The sequence below is a fragment of the Streptomyces aurantiaciflavus genome (assembly GCF_049808595.1).
GTDB lineage: Bacteria > Actinomycetota > Actinomycetes > Streptomycetales > Streptomycetaceae > Streptomyces.
The window spans coordinates 51,193-66,753 of sequence record NZ_JBNCAQ010000012.1; the positions used below are offsets into that span (position 1 = coordinate 51,193).

Annotated in this window: 17 protein-coding genes and 3 pseudogenes; 11 read left to right on the forward strand and 9 right to left on the reverse strand. The window is 69.2% G+C overall.

Annotated elements, in window-relative coordinates; all coding sequences use genetic code 11:
• The first annotated feature begins 68 nt into the window (after positions 1–68).
• Positions 69–515: an ATP-binding protein gene (locus ACPT94_RS16220; protein WP_360350513.1), complete on the forward strand. Its 447-nt coding sequence runs from the start codon at positions 69–71 to the stop codon at positions 513–515.
• A 43-nt stretch (positions 516–558) separates the two neighbouring features.
• Complete coding sequence (locus ACPT94_RS16225) at positions 559–921, forward strand: hypothetical protein (protein WP_360350500.1); 363 nt, start codon at positions 559–561, stop codon at positions 919–921.
• 45 nt (positions 922–966) lie between these two features.
• Here ACPT94_RS16225 and ACPT94_RS16230 read toward each other — a convergent pair.
• From ACPT94_RS16230 to ACPT94_RS16240, 3 genes and pseudogenes are all read right to left on the reverse strand, one after another.
• Positions 967–1,129, reverse strand: a pseudogene (locus ACPT94_RS16230) (polyphosphate kinase 2); the annotation flags it as partial.
• 69 nt (positions 1,130–1,198) lie between these two features.
• Positions 1,199–2,188, reverse strand: coding sequence for an aldo/keto reductase (locus ACPT94_RS16235; RefSeq protein ID WP_360350503.1), 990 nt, complete (start codon positions 2,186–2,188; stop codon positions 1,199–1,201).
• Between the two features lie 358 nt (positions 2,189–2,546).
• Positions 2,547–3,209: a GNAT family N-acetyltransferase gene (locus ACPT94_RS16240; protein WP_425246138.1), complete on the reverse strand. Its 663-nt coding sequence runs from the start codon at positions 3,207–3,209 to the stop codon at positions 2,547–2,549.
• 236 nt (positions 3,210–3,445) lie between these two features.
• Between ACPT94_RS16240 and ACPT94_RS16245 the strand changes: the two genes are divergently transcribed.
• Together ACPT94_RS16245 and ACPT94_RS16250 are read left to right on the forward strand one after the other, a co-directional pair.
• Positions 3,446–4,222 carry a DinB family protein gene (locus tag ACPT94_RS16245; RefSeq protein WP_360340671.1) on the forward strand — a complete coding sequence of 259 codons (777 nt, stop codon included), beginning with the start codon at positions 3,446–3,448 and terminating at the stop codon, positions 4,220–4,222.
• 4 nt (positions 4,223–4,226) lie between these two features.
• Positions 4,227–4,523, forward strand: coding sequence for a DUF1905 domain-containing protein (locus ACPT94_RS16250; protein WP_360340668.1), 297 nt, complete (start codon positions 4,227–4,229; stop codon positions 4,521–4,523).
• A gap of 140 nt (positions 4,524–4,663) precedes the next feature.
• Here ACPT94_RS16250 and ACPT94_RS16255 read toward each other — a convergent pair whose 3' ends face one another.
• Positions 4,664–5,026, reverse strand: coding sequence for a winged helix-turn-helix transcriptional regulator (locus ACPT94_RS16255; protein ID WP_360340665.1), 363 nt, complete (start codon positions 5,024–5,026; stop codon positions 4,664–4,666).
• Positions 5,027–5,100: 74 nt separating this feature from the next.
• Here ACPT94_RS16255 and ACPT94_RS16260 point away from each other — a divergent pair, with 74 nt between their 5' ends.
• Positions 5,101–5,787 (forward strand): NADPH-dependent F420 reductase, encoded by a 687-nt coding sequence (locus tag ACPT94_RS16260; protein WP_360340662.1) that lies wholly within the window; start codon positions 5,101–5,103, stop codon positions 5,785–5,787.
• A 201-nt stretch (positions 5,788–5,988) separates the two neighbouring features.
• On the opposite strand, the gene ACPT94_RS16265 is transcribed toward ACPT94_RS16260, so the two are convergent.
• Positions 5,989–6,210: a ferredoxin gene (locus ACPT94_RS16265; RefSeq protein WP_360340659.1), complete on the reverse strand. Its 222-nt coding sequence runs from the start codon at positions 6,208–6,210 to the stop codon at positions 5,989–5,991.
• Positions 6,207–7,409 (reverse strand): cytochrome P450, encoded by a 1,203-nt coding sequence (locus ACPT94_RS16270; protein WP_360340656.1) that lies wholly within the window; start codon positions 7,407–7,409, stop codon positions 6,207–6,209. The genes ACPT94_RS16265 and ACPT94_RS16270 overlap by 4 nt, the downstream gene beginning before the upstream one ends.
• 183 nt (positions 7,410–7,592) lie before the next feature.
• On the opposite strand from ACPT94_RS16270, the pseudogene ACPT94_RS16275 reads away from it, so the two are divergent.
• Positions 7,593–7,796 (forward strand): annotated as a pseudogene (locus ACPT94_RS16275) (helix-turn-helix domain-containing protein); the annotation flags it as partial.
• Between the two features lie 167 nt (positions 7,797–7,963).
• Here the strand turns inward: ACPT94_RS16275 and ACPT94_RS16280 are convergent.
• The 3 genes and pseudogenes from ACPT94_RS16280 to ACPT94_RS16290 form a co-directional block, all read right to left on the reverse strand.
• The gene (locus ACPT94_RS16280) at positions 7,964–9,076 is read right to left on the reverse strand and encodes a DNA alkylation repair protein (protein WP_360340653.1); all 1,113 of its coding nucleotides are present in this window, start codon (positions 9,074–9,076) and stop codon (positions 7,964–7,966) included.
• 13 nt (positions 9,077–9,089) lie between these two features.
• Positions 9,090–9,284: a hypothetical protein gene (locus ACPT94_RS16285; protein ID WP_360340686.1), complete on the reverse strand. Its 195-nt coding sequence runs from the start codon at positions 9,282–9,284 to the stop codon at positions 9,090–9,092.
• 13 nt (positions 9,285–9,297) lie between these two features.
• A pseudogene (locus ACPT94_RS16290) lies at positions 9,298–9,528 on the reverse strand (HTH domain-containing protein); the annotation flags it as partial.
• 331 nt (positions 9,529–9,859) lie between these two features.
• Between ACPT94_RS16290 and ACPT94_RS16295 the strand changes: the two are divergent.
• The 5 genes from ACPT94_RS16295 (at position 9,860) to ACPT94_RS16315 (ending at position 15,501) form a co-directional block, all read left to right on the forward strand.
• Positions 9,860–11,023, forward strand: a complete 1,164-nt coding sequence (locus ACPT94_RS16295; protein WP_425246139.1) for an FUSC family protein — start codon at positions 9,860–9,862, stop codon at positions 11,021–11,023.
• Between the two features lie 155 nt (positions 11,024–11,178).
• Complete coding sequence (locus ACPT94_RS16300; RefSeq protein WP_425246140.1) at positions 11,179–11,883, forward strand: cytidylate kinase-like family protein; 705 nt, start codon at positions 11,179–11,181, stop codon at positions 11,881–11,883.
• A gap of 10 nt (positions 11,884–11,893) precedes the next feature.
• Positions 11,894–13,675 carry a beta-glucuronidase gene (uidA, locus tag ACPT94_RS16305; protein WP_360340641.1) on the forward strand — a complete coding sequence of 594 codons (1,782 nt, stop codon included), beginning with the start codon at positions 11,894–11,896 and terminating at the stop codon, positions 13,673–13,675.
• Positions 13,672–15,060 (forward strand): glycoside-pentoside-hexuronide (GPH):cation symporter, encoded by a 1,389-nt coding sequence (locus tag ACPT94_RS16310; protein ID WP_360340638.1) that lies wholly within the window; start codon positions 13,672–13,674, stop codon positions 15,058–15,060. The genes uidA and ACPT94_RS16310 overlap by 4 nt, the downstream gene beginning before the upstream one ends.
• A gap of 75 nt (positions 15,061–15,135) precedes the next feature.
• Positions 15,136–15,501 carry a DUF6343 family protein gene (locus tag ACPT94_RS16315; protein ID WP_360340635.1) on the forward strand — a complete coding sequence of 122 codons (366 nt, stop codon included), beginning with the start codon at positions 15,136–15,138 and terminating at the stop codon, positions 15,499–15,501.
• Positions 15,502–15,561 lie beyond the last annotated feature (60 nt).

Genomic DNA, 15,561 nt, shown 5'->3' on the forward strand with positions numbered 1-15,561 from the left:
TGAGGCGGGTGCCGGGTACACGGTCCCGCACGAGCTTGTGTGTGGACGAGGCACAGGAGGGCACGGCCGTGGCGGTGAAGGCGATGGGGTGGGCGCACTCGTTCCCCATGTCCAAGGGAGTGCGCGCCGGGAGGGAGTGGACACGCAGGCGTCTCGATTCCCTGCCCTGGGCCGCTGCCGAGCCGGACACGGTGGACGCCATCGTGCTGGCTGTGTCCGAACTGATCACCAATGCGCACATCCACGCGCACAGCGACGCGCACCTGGTCCTCACGTGGGACGGCGACTGCCTTCATGTGAGCGTGCACGACGAGGACCCGACGCTGCCGCGCCGGCGCGAACCAGAGCCGGGGGAGGTCTCCGGCCGCGGAGTGGCGATCGTGCAGAAGCTCGCCGATGAGTGGGGGATGACGTGCCAGCGGCACGGCAAGACAGTGACGGCATGCTTCTGCCCCGCCGATACCGATGCCGATACCCCTGCCGGCATCGACCGGCGTCGCAGCAGCGGCAGTTGAGTTCTGCTCACCGGTGAAGCGAGCCTCGGAGGAGATGGGTGTCGTGTACCTGGCACGAGGATCGAGTGATGACCCCTACGTCTGGCTCTGGGTCCTGGGCGCTCTCGCGCTGTACGCGCTGATCAGCTACGGACTGACATACCGCGCCCGTGCCCGGCGCGGTTCCGCCCATCCGGCTCATGACGCCCTGCACGACCTCAAGGACCGGGAGGATCCCCAGCCGCCCGTCTACCGCTTCATCAGCCGCGTGATCATGCTGTGCGGAGCGGGGCTCACCGGCCTGGTCGCCTTCCTGACCAGTGACGCCGTGCGGGTCCTGACGGTCGGGCTCACCGCCGTGGCGGCGGTCACCGTGTGGGCGTACTACGACCATCGCACGGGAAGGCGCGCCTCCGCGCAGCGATGACGCAGGCCCGGGTCCCGTCGGACGGGTGGAAGGGGCTCGGGAGCGTCAGTCGGCTTCGGGGTGCTTGCCGGGCCCGTCGGCGCCGTGGGACAACGGAGTGGGTGGACAGTGTGGTGTCTTCCTCACCGGGCTCCAGAAGGGTGTCGGCGGCGCCGACGACGAGTGAGTCGGGTGTGCCGACCGCCTCGCGGTCCTTGCCGGCGTGGTCGGTGCAACGACCTCTGCGGCTGTGGACTCCGCGAAGCGGCAGAACCCGGCGGCTGCTGTCACGCCCCGGCTATCGATTGACGGATCGCATCCCTGCCTCGTCATACCGCTCACCCGCGGCCTCGGGCAGCTGCGCGTCGATGCGGGCCAGGTCGTCCTCGGTCAGCACGATGTCGACCGCGGCGACGTTCTGTTCCAGGTAGGTGCGGCGCTTGGTGCCCGGGATCGGCACCAGGTCCTCGCCCTGGGCCAGCACCCAGGCGATGGCCAGCTGGGCCGGGGTCACGTCCTTCTCGGCGGCGATCTCCTTCACCTTTGCCGCCAGGCGCAGGTTCGCCTCCAGGTTGGCGTCCTGGAAGCGCGGGTTCTCCCGGCGCCAGTCGTTCGCGTCCAGCTCGTCCGGCGAGCTGAACCGCCCGGCGAGGAAGCCACGGCCGAGCGGCGAGTACGGCACGAAGCCGACGCCCAGCTCCCGGCAGGCGGGCAGCACCTCGGCCTCCACGTCCCGTGACCACAGCGAGTACTCGCTCTGCACCGCGGTGATCGGGTGCACGGCGTGGGCGCGCCGGATGGTCTCCGCACTGGCCTCGCTCAGCCCGATGTACCGCACCTTCCCCTCGGCGACCAGTTCGCCCAGCGCGCCGACGGTCTCCTCGATGGGCACGTTCGGGTCGACCCGGTGCTGGTAGTACAGGTCGATGTGGTCGGTCCCCAGACGCTGCAGGGAGCCGTGGACCGAGCTGCGGACGTGCTCGGCCGAGCCGTCCTGCGGGCCGACCGTGCTCATGTCGCCGGGTACGGCGTTGTCCATCCGGTAGTTGAACTTCGTCGCGATCACGTACTCGTCGCGGTGCCCCCGGATCGCCTCACCGACGAGCGACTCGTTGGTGAGCGGCCCGTACATCTGCGCGGTGTCGAGGAAGTTCGTTCCGAGTTCGAGGGCGCGCCGGATGGTGGCGATCCCCTCCTCCTGGTCGGCGGATCCATAGAAGGCGGACATCCCCATACACCCCAGGCCGATGGCCGATACCTGGAGGTTCCTCAGGTTGCGCTGTTGCATTGCCGTGTCCCAGCCTTTCCCTGCACACTCGTTCGTCGTTCGGACGACGCCAAGCCCCTCATCCATCCAACGACGGATTCCACCGCCCGGCATTTTGTGAGAGGCGCCGGGCGAAACGGGCCTCGTGCGCCGTGGTGTCTGCGACGCTACGACCTGGAGCGCACTCCAGCGCAAGTCAACCGCTCAGGCGGACCGGCAGCAGGCGCTCACGGCTTCGCCGCGTTCCAGTCCATGAGGAACCGGGTGGGCAGGTCACGCCGGTCGATCACGCGAATCGAGACGGGGTCGACGCAGACACCGCCGTGACCTGACACGACTGCCGCCCTCGGTGGCTTCGCTCTCCTTCTGACCTGCGGTCTTACGACCGTGCGGGTTGGTTGGCGATCAACAGGGTGACGTTCGCGGGCCGGAACCCCAGACGGGCATAGATGCGGGCGACGGTGTCCTCCGCATAGGCGAGGAAGACGGTCCGCACCCCGTGGTTGCGGGCATGAACGGCCAGGGCCGCCGTGACGGCCGCGGCCAGGCCCTGGCGGCGAGCGGTGGGGAGGGCGCCGACTCCGCCGATCTCGGTGGTGCCACCTGCCGGGTGGTAGTGGCCGACGGCGAGGGGGGTGCCGTCTGGGGCAAAGGCAGCGATGAGTGTTTTGTGCCCGGCGCGGAGGGTGGGCCGGACTGCCTCGACCGTGCCGTCCGCGACCAGTTCCTCGGCCACCGCCGACAGTTCCACGGGACCCGCGAGCCCAACAGCGGTGCCCGGCTCGGCGAAAGCCAGGCGCGGCAGAGCGAGTGCCTTGGGCAGGGCCGGGTCGTCGGCTGTCAGCACGCGGAGCGCGACGCCGTCCGGCAAAGGCTGCGGAGGCACCGGGTGGTGCGGGTCGAGGGCCATCAGCGGACGTTCTTCCACCGGCAGACCGACGGCCTCGACCCGGGCACGCAGCGCCGGAGCTGCCTCGGCGAGCCACTCCTCGCGATGACAGCCGGGAGTGACACCCGCCCGGCCGGCGGGACTCGGTGGCACCGACCAGGATCTGGGCGAGCCCGGCAGCCTCACACCCGGGGGAGGGCGCCGATCGCGGTGCGCCCCGACCCGGCCCTGGCGCGGGAGCGGCCGACTCGGACCGCGGCCAGGGCGGAGGGGCCGTGCTCCGAGCGGCAGCTTCACCGACGGCGGCACAGCGGGCCCAGCCGTCGGGAAACCCAACGACGACATCAAATCCGCGTATTGATCTTCTACGAGCTCCTAGTCTGACCGCCATGAGCGACAGTGACTTCACCGACCTGCGCGGCAAGGAGTTCCAGCGCGCGGACATGGCGGGGGCGCGGTTCACCACGGTGAGCCTCAACCGGGCGGTCTTCCGGGGCTGTGAGCTCCACCAGGTCGTGATGCGCGGCGTCGAGATGGCCGGCGCCACGATCGACGGCGAGATCGAGAGCCTCGTCGTCAACGGGGTCGACGTCGCGCCGTTGGTCGAGGCCGAGTTGGACCGCCGACACCCCGATCGCCCCAAGTTCCGGCCGACCACTCCCGACGCGTTCCGGGAGGCCTGGGACCTCGACGAGCGGCTGTGGGAGTCGACCGTCGCGCGGGCGCGCCGACTGCCACCGGAGACGCTGCACGAGTCGGTGGACGGCGAGTGGTCCTTCATCCAGACCCTGCGCCACCTCGCGTTCGCGACCGAGTCGTGGGTCGGCCGCTGCATCCTGGGCGATCCCCGTCCCTGGCACCCGCTGTCCCTGCCGTGGGACCAGATGGATCCCCGGCCGGGAGTGCCGCACGACCGTGACGCGCGCCCGTCGCTCGACGAGGCGCTCGCCTTGCGGCTGGAGGCGATGGCGATGACGCGGCGGGTCGTCGACAGCCTGACCGACGAGCGGCTCGACAGCCGGACCGAGCCGCTCATGGGTCCCGGCTGGCCGGACGAGGGGGAGAGCTTCCCTGTCCGTGAGTGCCTGCTGGTCGTCCTCAACGAGGAGTGGTGGCACCGCATGTTCGCCGAGCGCGACCTGGCCGTCCTCGAGGAAAGAGGCTGACGTCATGGAGTTCGTCTTTTCGGGCCAGGTGATCGAATGGCGCGGACCGTCGCCGTACTACTTCGTTCCCGTGCCGGACGAGGAGTCCGCCGACATCCGCGAGGTGGCCGCCATGGCCACCTACGGATGGGGCGTGATCCCGGTCCAGGCTCGGATCGGCGAGGTCGCCTTCCGGACGTCGCTCTTCCCCAAGGACTGCGGCTACCTGCTGCCGCTCAAGGCCGCTGTGCGCAAGCCGCATGGCCTCTCGGCGGGGGACGACGTGACGGTGGAGATGACCGTCCGTCTCCAGCCCCAGTGAAATCGTAGAAGACTGGTCGAATGCCCGCTGGGAGATGCGCGACGACAACCACGAAGCCTTTCTCAGCCTGGGATGTCCACTCATCCGCCGACGACGTCTGCGCTCACGATGTTGGCTGTCCACGACATAGGAGGAGGGGATTACGGGGCGGAAGTACATGCTGCTTCCTGGGCGGCCATGACCTCGTCGCCGTGCTCGAAGGCCCATGCGCCCACGGCGTCGATGGGCACCAGCAAGGTCCGTCCCAGACCGGTGAGTTGGTACTCGACCCGTGATGGAGCGTCGGGCTGAGGATGCCGGTCGACCAGTCCGTTGAACTGCAGCCGTCGCAACGTCTCGGTGAGGACCTTGGAGCTGATACCGCCGATCCGCTCCCGTAGTTCGACCGGGCGTCTGGGGCCGTCGCGCAGTGCCCAGAGCACCACGGCGTTCCAGGTGTTGGAAAGCAGGTCGAAGGCGAGGCGGGCGCGGCAGTCCGCGAGGAAGGCGTCGGTCGTTGTCACGTACCAAATGGTGCCCGAACGGCCCTCTAGCGTCGGTACGAACCGTCGAAGCAGGCACGGAGGGGGAACGCGTGATGAAGATCGGCGTATGGGGAACGGGCAGCATGGCCGACGCGCTCGCCACCCACTGGGTGCGGGCCGGGCACCAGGTGACCATCGGGGGACGGGACGCACACAAGACGGAACGGCTCGCGACGCGCATCGGAGGCAGCGTGAAGCCTGCCACTCTGCGCGCGGCGGCCGAGTCCGGTCAGGTGGTGCTGGCCGCGCTGCCCTTCGGCGCGGGAGCAGACGTGGCACGGGAACTGCACACGGCCCTGGAGGGCAAGGTGCTGCTCGACTGCTCCAACCCGGTCGGGCCGGGCTTCCGGCTGCTGACGGAAGGAGGCCCCTCAGCCGCGCAGCTACTGGCCGCGGCGGCACCGGGGGCCCACGTGGTCAAGGCTTTCAACCTCTGCCACGAGGACGTGTGGCGCATGCGGCCGCCCGTCTTCGACGGGCGGCCACTGGCCGTGCCGGTCTGCGGGGACGACGAGACGGCCCTCGCGCGGGTACGCGAGTTGGTGCAGGACATCGGTTGTGAACCCGTGGCCGGCGGCGGACTCGAACGGGCGGGGCTCCTGGAAGCGACGGCCGCGCTGTTCATCGCGTTGTGGGTCGGCGAGGGAGCGGATGCGCAAGCGATCGCACCTCCGCTGGCGTACGCGGCCGGACCGAGCCACCAGGAAACGGACGACGGCACGGGGGCTTTCCGTTACTGATGATCTTCGAGTGATGTCGCGCCGCGGTTGCCATTCGCTCCAGGTCGGAGCACGCCGTCCAGCGACATCATGCGGCGAAGCTCAGTAGGCGTTCTGCAGATCTTGCTGAGCCACCAGGACATCAGGCCCACGATGCCGTACGCGAGAACCCTCCACCGCCACGCGGCGCGGGGTTCTCGGTCCGCCTCAGGCGCCCCTGCGTCAGGAGCCGCTGGATTCCGGCTCGTGGAGCGTGATCGCCCCGGAAGGGCAGACCCCGGCGGCCATCTGTGCGCTCGCGCGATGGACGGTGGGCGGCTCGGCGTGCAGCAGGAGCACGCGGCCGTCGTCGGGATCCTGGTCGAACACCTCGGGGGCGGTCAGAGCGCACATCCCGGCGCCGATGCAGCGCTCACGGTCGACGTGCAGGCGGGTCGTCCTCATGACTCCTCCTTGTCCCAGGTGACCGGGAGGCTCTTCACGCCGTAGATGTCCGCGGTTTCCGGGCGCAGGCCGACTTCTTCGGCCGGTACGGCCAGGCGCAGCGTGGGGAACCGGTCGATCAGCGCGCGGAACGCGACCCGCATCTCGACGCGGGCCAGCTGCTGACCCAGGCACTGGTGGATGCCGTGGCTGAAGGCCAGGTGCCCGGTCACGTCAGGCCTGCGGAAGTCGAGCACATCGGGGGCGGTGAAGCGCTCGGGGTCGCGGTTGGCGGTGTTGTACGACAGGACGACCGTCGTGCCGGCCTTGATGGTCTGGCCGCCCAGCTCGACGTCCTCCAGCGCCGTCCTCATGAACGTCTTGGCGACGCTCAGATACCGCAGCAGCTCCTCCACGGCCCCGTCGGTGAGCGCGGGGTCGGCGCGCAGCGCGGCCAGTTGCGCCGGGTTCCGCAGCAGCGCGAAGGTGCCGAGAGACAGCATGTTCGCGGTGGTGTCGAACCCGGCCGCCAGCAGAATCAGGCTGATCCCCTTCAGCTCCTCATCGGTCAGATCGCTGTCGGTGAGTTCGCTGAGCACGTCGTCGGTCGGGTTCGTGCGCTTGGCGGCCACCAGGCCTGCGAGGTACTCCTGGGTCGCGGTGTAGGCCGCGATCAGCTCCTCGTCGCCCGTCTCCCCGCCCATGAACGTGTCGATCTGCTCCTGGAAGGAGCCCCGGTCCTGGTACGGCACACCCAGCAGCTCGCAGATCACGATGGTGGGGATGGGCTTGGCGAACGCGGTCACCAGGTCCGCCGGCGGCCCGGTCTTCTCCATGGCGTCCAGGCAGTCGGAGGTGATCTGCTCGATGCGCTCGGTGAGCAGTCGCATCCGCCGCACGGTGAACTTGCCCACCAGCGGTTTCCGATAGCGGCTGTGCTGTGGCTCGTCCATGAGGAGGAACTCGCCGGGCGGCGCCGGAGGAAGCTCGAAGTCTGCGACGTTCATGAGCTCCTTGCGCGAGCTGAACCGCGAGTCGGCCAGGACCGATCTGACCAGGTCGTATCCGGTGATCAGCCAGCCGGGTTTTCCGCCGGGGTGGGTGTAGCGGCTGATGGGGCCGTGCCGACGGGCGTCGATCAGCTCTGCCGGCGGGTCGAAGGGGCAGCCGGGCTGACGCGCCGTCGGAAGCGTCGTGACGGTGTGGAGGGACTCAGTCATGACCATTCCTCGTCTCGCGATATGACGTGTTTGACGCCGCTTGAAAGCTACGTTGCATTCATGGTTACGTCAATCGATCGGAAGGAGTTTTCCCAGCTAGCTGGCCGGAAATTGGTGCAATGACACTGGGAACGAATGCAACGCTGCGTTGCAATGAATGACGGCGAGGGCAATGCTGGTGGCATGCCAGGAGGACGGTTGCCCCACCAGGACCCCCAGCGCATCGCGGCCGGACTCGCCGACGGCCTCTACGCCGAGATCGCCAGACGGCTCGATCGGACGACCTCGACGATCAGCCGGGAGGTCGGACGCGATGGCGGTCCCGGAAGCTACCGGCCCCAGCAGGCGCAACGGGCGACGATCCAGCGGGCGCGGCGTGGCACACCGGTCACGTCGGCGTGTCAGCGAACGCCGATGCCCGGGAGTGAGGTGGGAGAACAGTGCTGGTCGAGCGACGGGTTCACGGGACGTCGGTGCGGAGGCATCGACCAGGTCCGGGGTGGAGAACACGGGCTGACAGGCGGCAGGGCTGGAGCCGGCCTGTGGTCTCGGCGTCAGGGTCTGTCCGTGCCGGTCAGTTCGAAGTCGGCGCGGGCTGACTCGACTCCGTTGATCTGCAGGGAGATCGCGTGCTTTCCGGGGTAATAGCGGCGGGTCGTGATCGGCCGGAAGGAGTGCTCGCGCGCTACCTGGATCTGTTCGTCGGGTGCGAGGGTGCGGGTGGTGAGTTTGAAGGTCTTGCCGCTCTGGCCGCCGTTGGCCTTGCGGTGGTGCACGATGTAGTCGATGGTGAGCCGCACCTGGGCGTCGCCGGTGTTGTGGATCGAGGCGGTGAAGCGGACGCTGCCGCCGACCGGGACGGTGTTTTGGTCCAGGTGAGGTCCGTCGACTTTCACTGTCGCGGGAGCGAAGCCGAGCAGTTCCAGTGCTCCGGGGTGGCCGCGTTTGACGAGGGTGCGCAGTCCGTGGCGCACGAGTCGTTCGGTGGCCGCGTCGGGGTCGTCCAGCCAGCGGCGTGCTGTGTCGATGACGAGGTCGGGGTGGTCCCGGCTGAGGTCGTTGAGATGGTTGGCGACCGAGCGGCGCACGTATGCGCTCTCGTCCCGGTAGAGGGCGTCCAGGAGGGGCACGGTTGCTCCGGGGCGGGCCATGATGTCCGGCACCCGTACCGACCAGGGAAGGTAGGGGCGGGTGCCTTCGGAGGCGAGTCTGCGCACGTCGGCGTCGGCGGAGCCGGTCCAGCCGCTGATGATGCCGAGGGCCCGGTCGAGGTCGTGCCGCAGCATTGTCCTGATGGCGAACTCCGAGGTGAGACGCCCGGTGAGGTCCGCGAGCAGCGCCATCGCATCGTCGAAGGCGGCGGCGCTGCCTTCCTGAACCGCGCGGGTGGCAAGAGCACTGGTGACCGGCCAGATCAGCCATCCGGTGAAGTCCGGGGCGTTGTCCCGGGCGGAGCGTACGGTCCGGGCCAGCACCAGGTAGTCGCCGGGCAGGTCCGCAAGCAGGGCATCCCGCAGCAGGTCGGCGCGTTCCCTGAGGGACAGCGGGGCGATCTGCTGTGGAGCCGCGCGCAGTGATGTGAGGTCGGCGTCCGGAGCGGCGGTCCGAATGGCGCGTGTGAGGCGCTGAACGGTGTGGCGGCCGATGAGCTCGTCGGCGGATGGCATGCGGTCTCTTCCGTCACGTGAGGTGGCACAGCGCGGTGGTGAGCTGCCAGTCGACACTGTCGTGGTCGATGGTGGCACGGGTTGTCGTGGGCGACCATGTCCATGACTCGCAGGTCGCAAGTGTCATATCGGTGTCGACACCCTCGGCTTGCTGCTGGCTGGCTGCCGGGGTGACCGCCGAGAGCGTCTCCGACACCGACGCACTCATCCTCGACTCCGTACCCGAGGTCCCGCAGCCGGGCCACGTCCCGCCGCACGGTGCGCTCGTTGACCTCCATGCGTTCGGCAAGCTCACGGTTCGTCCATGACGGCCGTGTGGCCAGCAAGGACAACAACCGCAACAGCCGCACCGGGGTACTCGACACACCGGGACTGTAGAGGATGACCAGACCACTCAGTCGGCAGCACCGGGACCCGCGGACCACTGAAGCATCGCACTTCTGCCGCACCACAAGCGCAGTGGAAACCCGCGACCGCCGGCTGGACCGCCGTCCGCCGCGGTCGATCGGAGGTCGAGGTGCTCAACACCACGGCGCCGAAGACGGGTCGGGGGCGGTGCCGCTGTGCTTCGGCGGCCGCTTTCATGACGGGACCACTGACGCGCCGAGCCAGGTGCAGTGGACGGCTGGTGTGCGGGGCGTGCGGGCCCACCGTGGCCCGTGAAAAGGCTGGCGACGAGATGCCCGGCGAGCATGTCGATCCAGCGCAGGCAAGCCGCCGGTGTGGCAGCGCTGCCGTTTCGGCCGTTCTCTTGACATGGTGCTCGAACCGGGAGAACTCCGTATGGCTCGTTCACAGGGCGCCGCAGCGGTACGTGTGTGGCTCGCCGAGACCTGGCCGCTGGCGCAAGCGACGGCAGCCGCCACTGTGGCCTGGGTGATCGCGGTCGGCATCGGGGGCCACGCCGACCCGTTCTTCGCGCCGATCGCCGCTGTCGTCGCGCTCAACTTCGCGCAGGGCGAGCGGGGCCGCAGTGCGGTGCGGCTGGTGCTCGGCACGTGCGTCGGCATCGTGGTCGGCGAACTCACGGTCGTGCTGCTGGGAGGCGGCTGGGGCTGCATGGCGCTGGCCACGTTCGTCGCGCTGGTCGTCGCGCAGACGCTGGGGGCCAATCGCCTGATCCGCGTCCAGGCGGCCGCCGGGGCGATCCTCACCATCGCCGTGGCCGACGGCGAGGCCGGCCCGGACCGGTTGACCGACGCGCTGATCGGTGCCGGGGTGGCCCTGGTGTTCACGCAGGTGTTGTTCTCCCCCGAGCCGGTGGCACTGGTACGCCGGGCCGAGAGGACCGCACTGGCCGACATGGCCGAAGGCCTGCGGCTGGCAGCGGACACGGTCGAACGCGGCACGCAGGCCGAGGATCCGCAGGAGGAACTGACCCAGCGGATGCACGGCGTGCGAGAGCAGCTCGACGAGGTCGGGCGGGCGGGCCCGGCCAGTTCCCGGATCGCCAGCCACTCCTTGGTCTGGTGGTACGAACGCCCCACGGCCGTACTGATGAGCGGTGAGGCCGGCCGTATCGAGTTGCTCGGAGTGAGTTGTTTGATGCTCATCCGCGCGACTGCCGGCACGGGCCTGCCCGGGGACAGCAGCCTCGCACGCGAGGTGCGCGAACTGGCCGACGCGATCAGTGACCTTTCGACCGGCCTGAGTGACCTCCAGAGCCGCCAGCGGGCGGTGGACCGCGCCGTCGCCGTCGCCCGCCGGGCCACCGGCGACGGTGCCCGGCCGCACATGGCGCTTCAGGCAGCGACAACCGGCGTGCGCTTCGTCTGTTTCGACATCATGGTGTTCGCCGGAGTCGCCCCTCGGGACGCCCAGACCGTGATCGAGCAGGGCGCCGGCGAGCCGCGGGCGGCGGCGCCGCCGAGGCACCTCCGCCTCCCCCGTCTGCCTTTCCCGCCGGTGTTCCGTCGCCTACTGGACCGCCACAGGCGTCGACGGTGACACACCAGGTCACGGTCAGGGCGGGCCCGCAGAGCCGGCCAGGTATTCCTCCAGCGGGTCCAACCCTGCCTTCCAGGCCGTGAGCCCGGGTCTCACCACGCACCAGGCTTCTTCGGTGATTTGCGCTTTGTGACGGCTACGGGAGGATGGAGAGTATGCGTGATCTTGCGTCCACGCGTTCAGAACCCGGGCAGTCTCCTTCAGAACCCGAGCAGTCGCCTCCGGTGGTCACGCTTGCCGCGCTTCACGGGACGGGGGGTGTGGTCATCGGGCCTCGGGTGGCCGAGCAGCTCGGCGTTGTTTTCCTCGATCGCGCCATTCCCGCGTCGGTCGCCGCACGGAGCGGTGTTCCCGAGGAGGTCGTGGCTGCTGCCGAGGAGCGTCCGCTGAGCCGCAGGCAGCGGTTGTTCTCGGCGCTGGCCAGGGCGCCCAGTTTGACAGGCGGCCCGCAGCAGGAGCGGTGGCTGCTGGAACAGGGGCAGATGCAGGCGGAGATCCGCCGGTTCATGGCTGACGCCAGCCGGTCCGGAGGTGTGGTGCTGGGGCGCGCCGGGGCGGTGGTGCTGGGCTCGGTGCCCCATGCCCTGCACGTGTATCTGGGCGGTTCGCGGCAGGCCCGTATCGCACAGGTCATGGAGGCCGAAGGCGTCGATCGGGAGACCGCTGAGCGGCGTGTGAAGGTCAATGACTGGGCCCGCAGGGAGTACGTCAGGGGCGCCTATGGCGTCGACGGTGATGACCCGGCGCTGTACCACCTCATGATCGACGCCACCGCCTTCGGTGTGGACGCGTGCGTCGAACTGATCGTCGCGGCGGCCTCGCTTCGGACGCGGCCGCGCGGCACGGATACAGAGCCTTGAGGAGTTGCCCATGCTCAGGCCCCGCGAGACGGCCACACGCGAGTTGGTCTCACTGAACGGCCTGTGGCGGTTCGCCGTCGACACCGACGGGGCCGGCCGGGCTGACGGCTGGTGGCGCCAGGCGTTGCCCGGCGCCAGGGAGGCGCCGGTACCGGCGAGCTTCAACGATCTGTTTCCCGACGCGGCGGTACACGACCATGTGGGCGACGTCTGGTACCAGAGGGCGATCCGGATCCCGAAAGGGTGGCGAGGGCAGCGGATCGTGCTGCGTTTCGACTCCGCGACGCACCGGGCCGTCGTCTGGGTCGACGACACCGAAGTGACGGCGCACGAGGGCGGCTACACGCCGTTCGAGGCCGACATCACCGACCTGGTCGAACCGGGCGCCGAGCACCGGGTGACCGTGGTCGTGAACAACACCCTCTCCTGGCAGTCGATCCCGCCCGGTCACGTCGAGGAAACCCCCGACGGCCTGCGGCAGCGCTACTTCCACGACTTCTTCAACTACGCCGGCCTGCATCGCGGCGTGCGGCTGTACACCACCCCCCGGGCGTACATCAGCGACATCACCGTCTTCACCAGGTTGGCCGGAACGACCGGCATCGTCGACTACCAGGTCGAAGCGGTCGGCGGTGAGGAGCATGAGGTCCGCGTCGTCCTGCGGGACGCCGACGGTGCCGAGGTCGCGCGTGCCGCCGGCGGCGAGGGAGGGTTGACGATCGAGGGCGTGCACCCGTGGCGGCCGGGTGAGGGCTACCTCTACCACCTCCACGCCGAGCTGCGAGGCACCGGCGACCCGCCGGCCGACACCTATCCGCTGCCGGTGGGGGTGCGGACCGTGGCGGTCGAGGGCAGCCGGTTCCTGATCAACGGAGAGCCGTTCTACTTCACCGGCTTCGGCAAGCACGAAGACAGCCCAGTTCGCGGCAAAGGGCATGACGACGCCTACATGGTGCATGACTTCGCGCTCATGGAGTGGCTCGGCGCGAACTCCTTCCGCACCTCGCACTACCCCTACGCGGAGGAGGTGCTGGAGTACGCGGACCGGCACGGCATCGTGGTCATCGGCGAAACTCCCGCGGTGGGGCTCAACGCCGAGCTCGGCGCCACGCTCGCGGAGGCGGTGTTCTCCACGTTCTCCGAGCACACCATCAATTCCGCCACGCAGGACGTTCACCGCCAGGCGATCCGCGAGATGATCGACCGCGACAAGAACCATCCGTGTGTGGTGATCTGGAGCGTCGCCAACGAGCCGGAGTCCCATACGGTCGCTTCCTTCTCGTACTTCGAGCCGCTGGTCGCCGAAGCCCGACGGCTCGATCCCACCCGTCCGGTGGCCTTCGCCAACTTCATGAGCGCGACCCCGACCCATGACGTCGTCTCCGGCCTGTTCGACGTCCTGATGCTCAATCGCTACTACGGCTGGTACAGGGACCTGGCGGATCTCGCCGCCGCCGAGCGTCATCTGGAGGCCGAGCTCGGGGCGTGGACACGCAAGCATGACAAACCGATCATCATGACCGAGTACGGCGCGGACGCGGTCATGGGCCTGCGCACCGTCACGCCCACCCCGTGGACCGAGGACTACCAGGCCGACGTGCTCGCGATGTACCACCGTGTCTTCGACCGCGTCGACGCGGTCGTCGGCGAGCAGATATGGAACTTCGCCGACTTCGAGACAGCCCCGGGCCTGCTGCGTGTCGGCGGCAACAAAAAGGGCGTCTTCACCCGCGACCGCAGACCCAAATCCAGCGCCTGGCTGCTGCGCGAACGGTGGCGAGAGCACCGATGACCAGCCCGCGGGGCGAGCCGGCCCTCAAGCTGCGCACCGTCCAGTACATCGGCTACGGAGCCGGGGACTTCGCGAACAACCTCGCGTTCTCGATGGCGTCGATGTTCCTGCTGCTGTACTACACCGACGTCGTCGGGATCGCCGCCTCCACGGCGGGAACGCTGTTCCTGCTCGTGCGGGTCTGGGACGGGATCGGCGACGTGATCGTCGGCCGCATCGTCGACCGCACCTCCACCCGCTGGGGCAGATACCGCCCCTACCTCCTCTTCGCCTCCCTTCCCCTGCTGCTCCTGCTCGTCGCGCTCTTCTCCGTCCCCGACGGACTCGGCGACAGCGGCAAGCTGGGGTACGCCTTCCTCTCCTACGCGGTGTTCTCCTTCGCCTACGGCCTGGTCAACATCCCCTACGGCTCCCTCTCCACCGTCATGACCCAGGATCCGGACGAGCGCTCCAAGCTGGCCAGCGCCCGCGCACTCGCCACCAGCCTGGTGATCCTCCTGCTGGCGGTCGTCGTGTCCCCGCAGATCGCCACGTCCGACGATCTCCAGCGCTCCCTGACGATCACCACCGCGGCGCTGGTACTGATCGGAATCCCGCTGTACCTGTTCAGCTTCTCCACCGCCAGGGAGCGGGTGGAGCGCCACGTCGAGAAAGTCACCCTGCGCCAGAGCTGGGACACCCTGAGACAGAACAAGGCGCTGCTCCTGCTCAGCCTGTCCAGCGTGCTGTTCCTGTGCGGCATGTTCGCGGTGGAGACCATCGCCGTCTACTACGCCCGCGACGTGCTCGACAACGCCGATCTCTACATCGTCCTCGTCGCTGTGCAGGTCGTCGGCATGCTCACCGCCACCGTGCTCATCCCCACCGCGGTACGCAGGATCGGCAAGCGGAAGTCCTACATCGCGGGCGCCGCGATCACCGCGTTGGGCGGGCTCGTCACCGCCCTCGCACCCGGCTCCAACCCCACGATCGCCATCGTCGGCTTCGGCATCCTCGGGCTGGGCATCGGCGCCGTCAACACCTTGATCTGGGCGCTCGTGGCCGACACCGTCGAATACGGCGAATGGAAGACCGGTGTACGCGCCGAAGGCGCGAGCTACTCGGTCCTCTCCCTCAGCCGGAAAGTGGGCCAGGCCATCGGGGCCGCCGCCGCGGCCTACATCATCGGGCTCGGAGGCTATGTCTCCGGCGCCGCCGCACAGAGCGCAACCGCCGTCACCTCGATCCGGATCGCGGCCGGCGCCGTTCCCGCCGCCGTCAGCCTCGCCGCGATCGCCGTCATGGCGGCATACCCACTGACCGAGAGCAAGTTCCGTCAGATCGTCGCAGAGATCGCCCAGCACCAGGCAAGACACCGACCCACCGAACCCACCACCCCGCAATGAGACGCCACTGCCATCGACAACACCTGGACGCAACCCATCCGGCCGCCACCGGCTTCGCACACGAGGAGGGGTGTCATGCCCGATGCACGCCGACCGAACCCCAAAGGCACACCTTCGGACACACACAGGCCGGTGCCGCCATCACGCTCCGGCTTCATCGGCCGCCGCTACGAGCGAACAGGCACCGAACCGGTCACAGCTCGCAGTGCCCTCGGCCTACGGCTGTTGCTGTCCGTCTGCTTCACGCCGCTCTTCGTGGGTGCGACAGTGCTGTTCGCCGTGTGGTCGACGCGCTCCGACGCAGGCAGCACCCCAACCGCCTCACAACTCGCGGGCCTCGCGGCGGCGTGTGGCGCCCTCGCGGTGTTCTCCGCCGTGAACCTGGCAGTCGTCCTCCGCCGCCGAAGGCGGGAGCGTCCTGCCCGCCGCACCGTCGCATGACAACCGAGCGTGCCGCTTTCCCCTCCACCCCGCTGCGCTCGCTCTGACCCGCCTCTCGCC

Bases quoted from the DNA above. Each gene is read 5' to 3' on its own strand.
- ACPT94_RS16295 (WP_425246139.1), top strand. From the start codon at position 9,860: ATGGCTCGTTCACAGGGCGCCGCAGCGGTACGTGTGTGGCTCGCCGAG.
- ACPT94_RS16235 (WP_360350503.1), bottom strand. From the start codon at position 2,188: ATGCAACAGCGCAACCTGAGGAACCTCCAGGTATCGGCCATCGGCCTG.
- ACPT94_RS16270 (WP_360340656.1), bottom strand. From the start codon at position 7,409: ATGACTGAGTCCCTCCACACCGTCACGACGCTTCCGACGGCGCGTCAG.
- ACPT94_RS16300 (WP_425246140.1), top strand. From the start codon at position 11,179: ATGCGTGATCTTGCGTCCACGCGTTCAGAACCCGGGCAGTCTCCTTCA.
- uidA (WP_360340641.1), top strand. From the start codon at position 11,894: ATGCTCAGGCCCCGCGAGACGGCCACACGCGAGTTGGTCTCACTGAAC.
- ACPT94_RS16265 (WP_360340659.1), bottom strand. From the start codon at position 6,210: ATGAGGACGACCCGCCTGCACGTCGACCGTGAGCGCTGCATCGGCGCC.
- ACPT94_RS16315 (WP_360340635.1), top strand. From the start codon at position 15,136: ATGCCCGATGCACGCCGACCGAACCCCAAAGGCACACCTTCGGACACA.
- ACPT94_RS16280 (WP_360340653.1), bottom strand. From the start codon at position 9,076: ATGCCATCCGCCGACGAGCTCATCGGCCGCCACACCGTTCAGCGCCTC.
- ACPT94_RS16285 (WP_360340686.1), bottom strand. From the start codon at position 9,284: ATGAGTGCGTCGGTGTCGGAGACGCTCTCGGCGGTCACCCCGGCAGCC.
- ACPT94_RS16260 (WP_360340662.1), top strand. From the start codon at position 5,101: ATGAAGATCGGCGTATGGGGAACGGGCAGCATGGCCGACGCGCTCGCC.
- ACPT94_RS16245 (WP_360340671.1), top strand. From the start codon at position 3,446: ATGAGCGACAGTGACTTCACCGACCTGCGCGGCAAGGAGTTCCAGCGC.
- ACPT94_RS16250 (WP_360340668.1), top strand. From the start codon at position 4,227: ATGGAGTTCGTCTTTTCGGGCCAGGTGATCGAATGGCGCGGACCGTCG.
- ACPT94_RS16310 (WP_360340638.1), top strand. From the start codon at position 13,672: ATGACCAGCCCGCGGGGCGAGCCGGCCCTCAAGCTGCGCACCGTCCAG.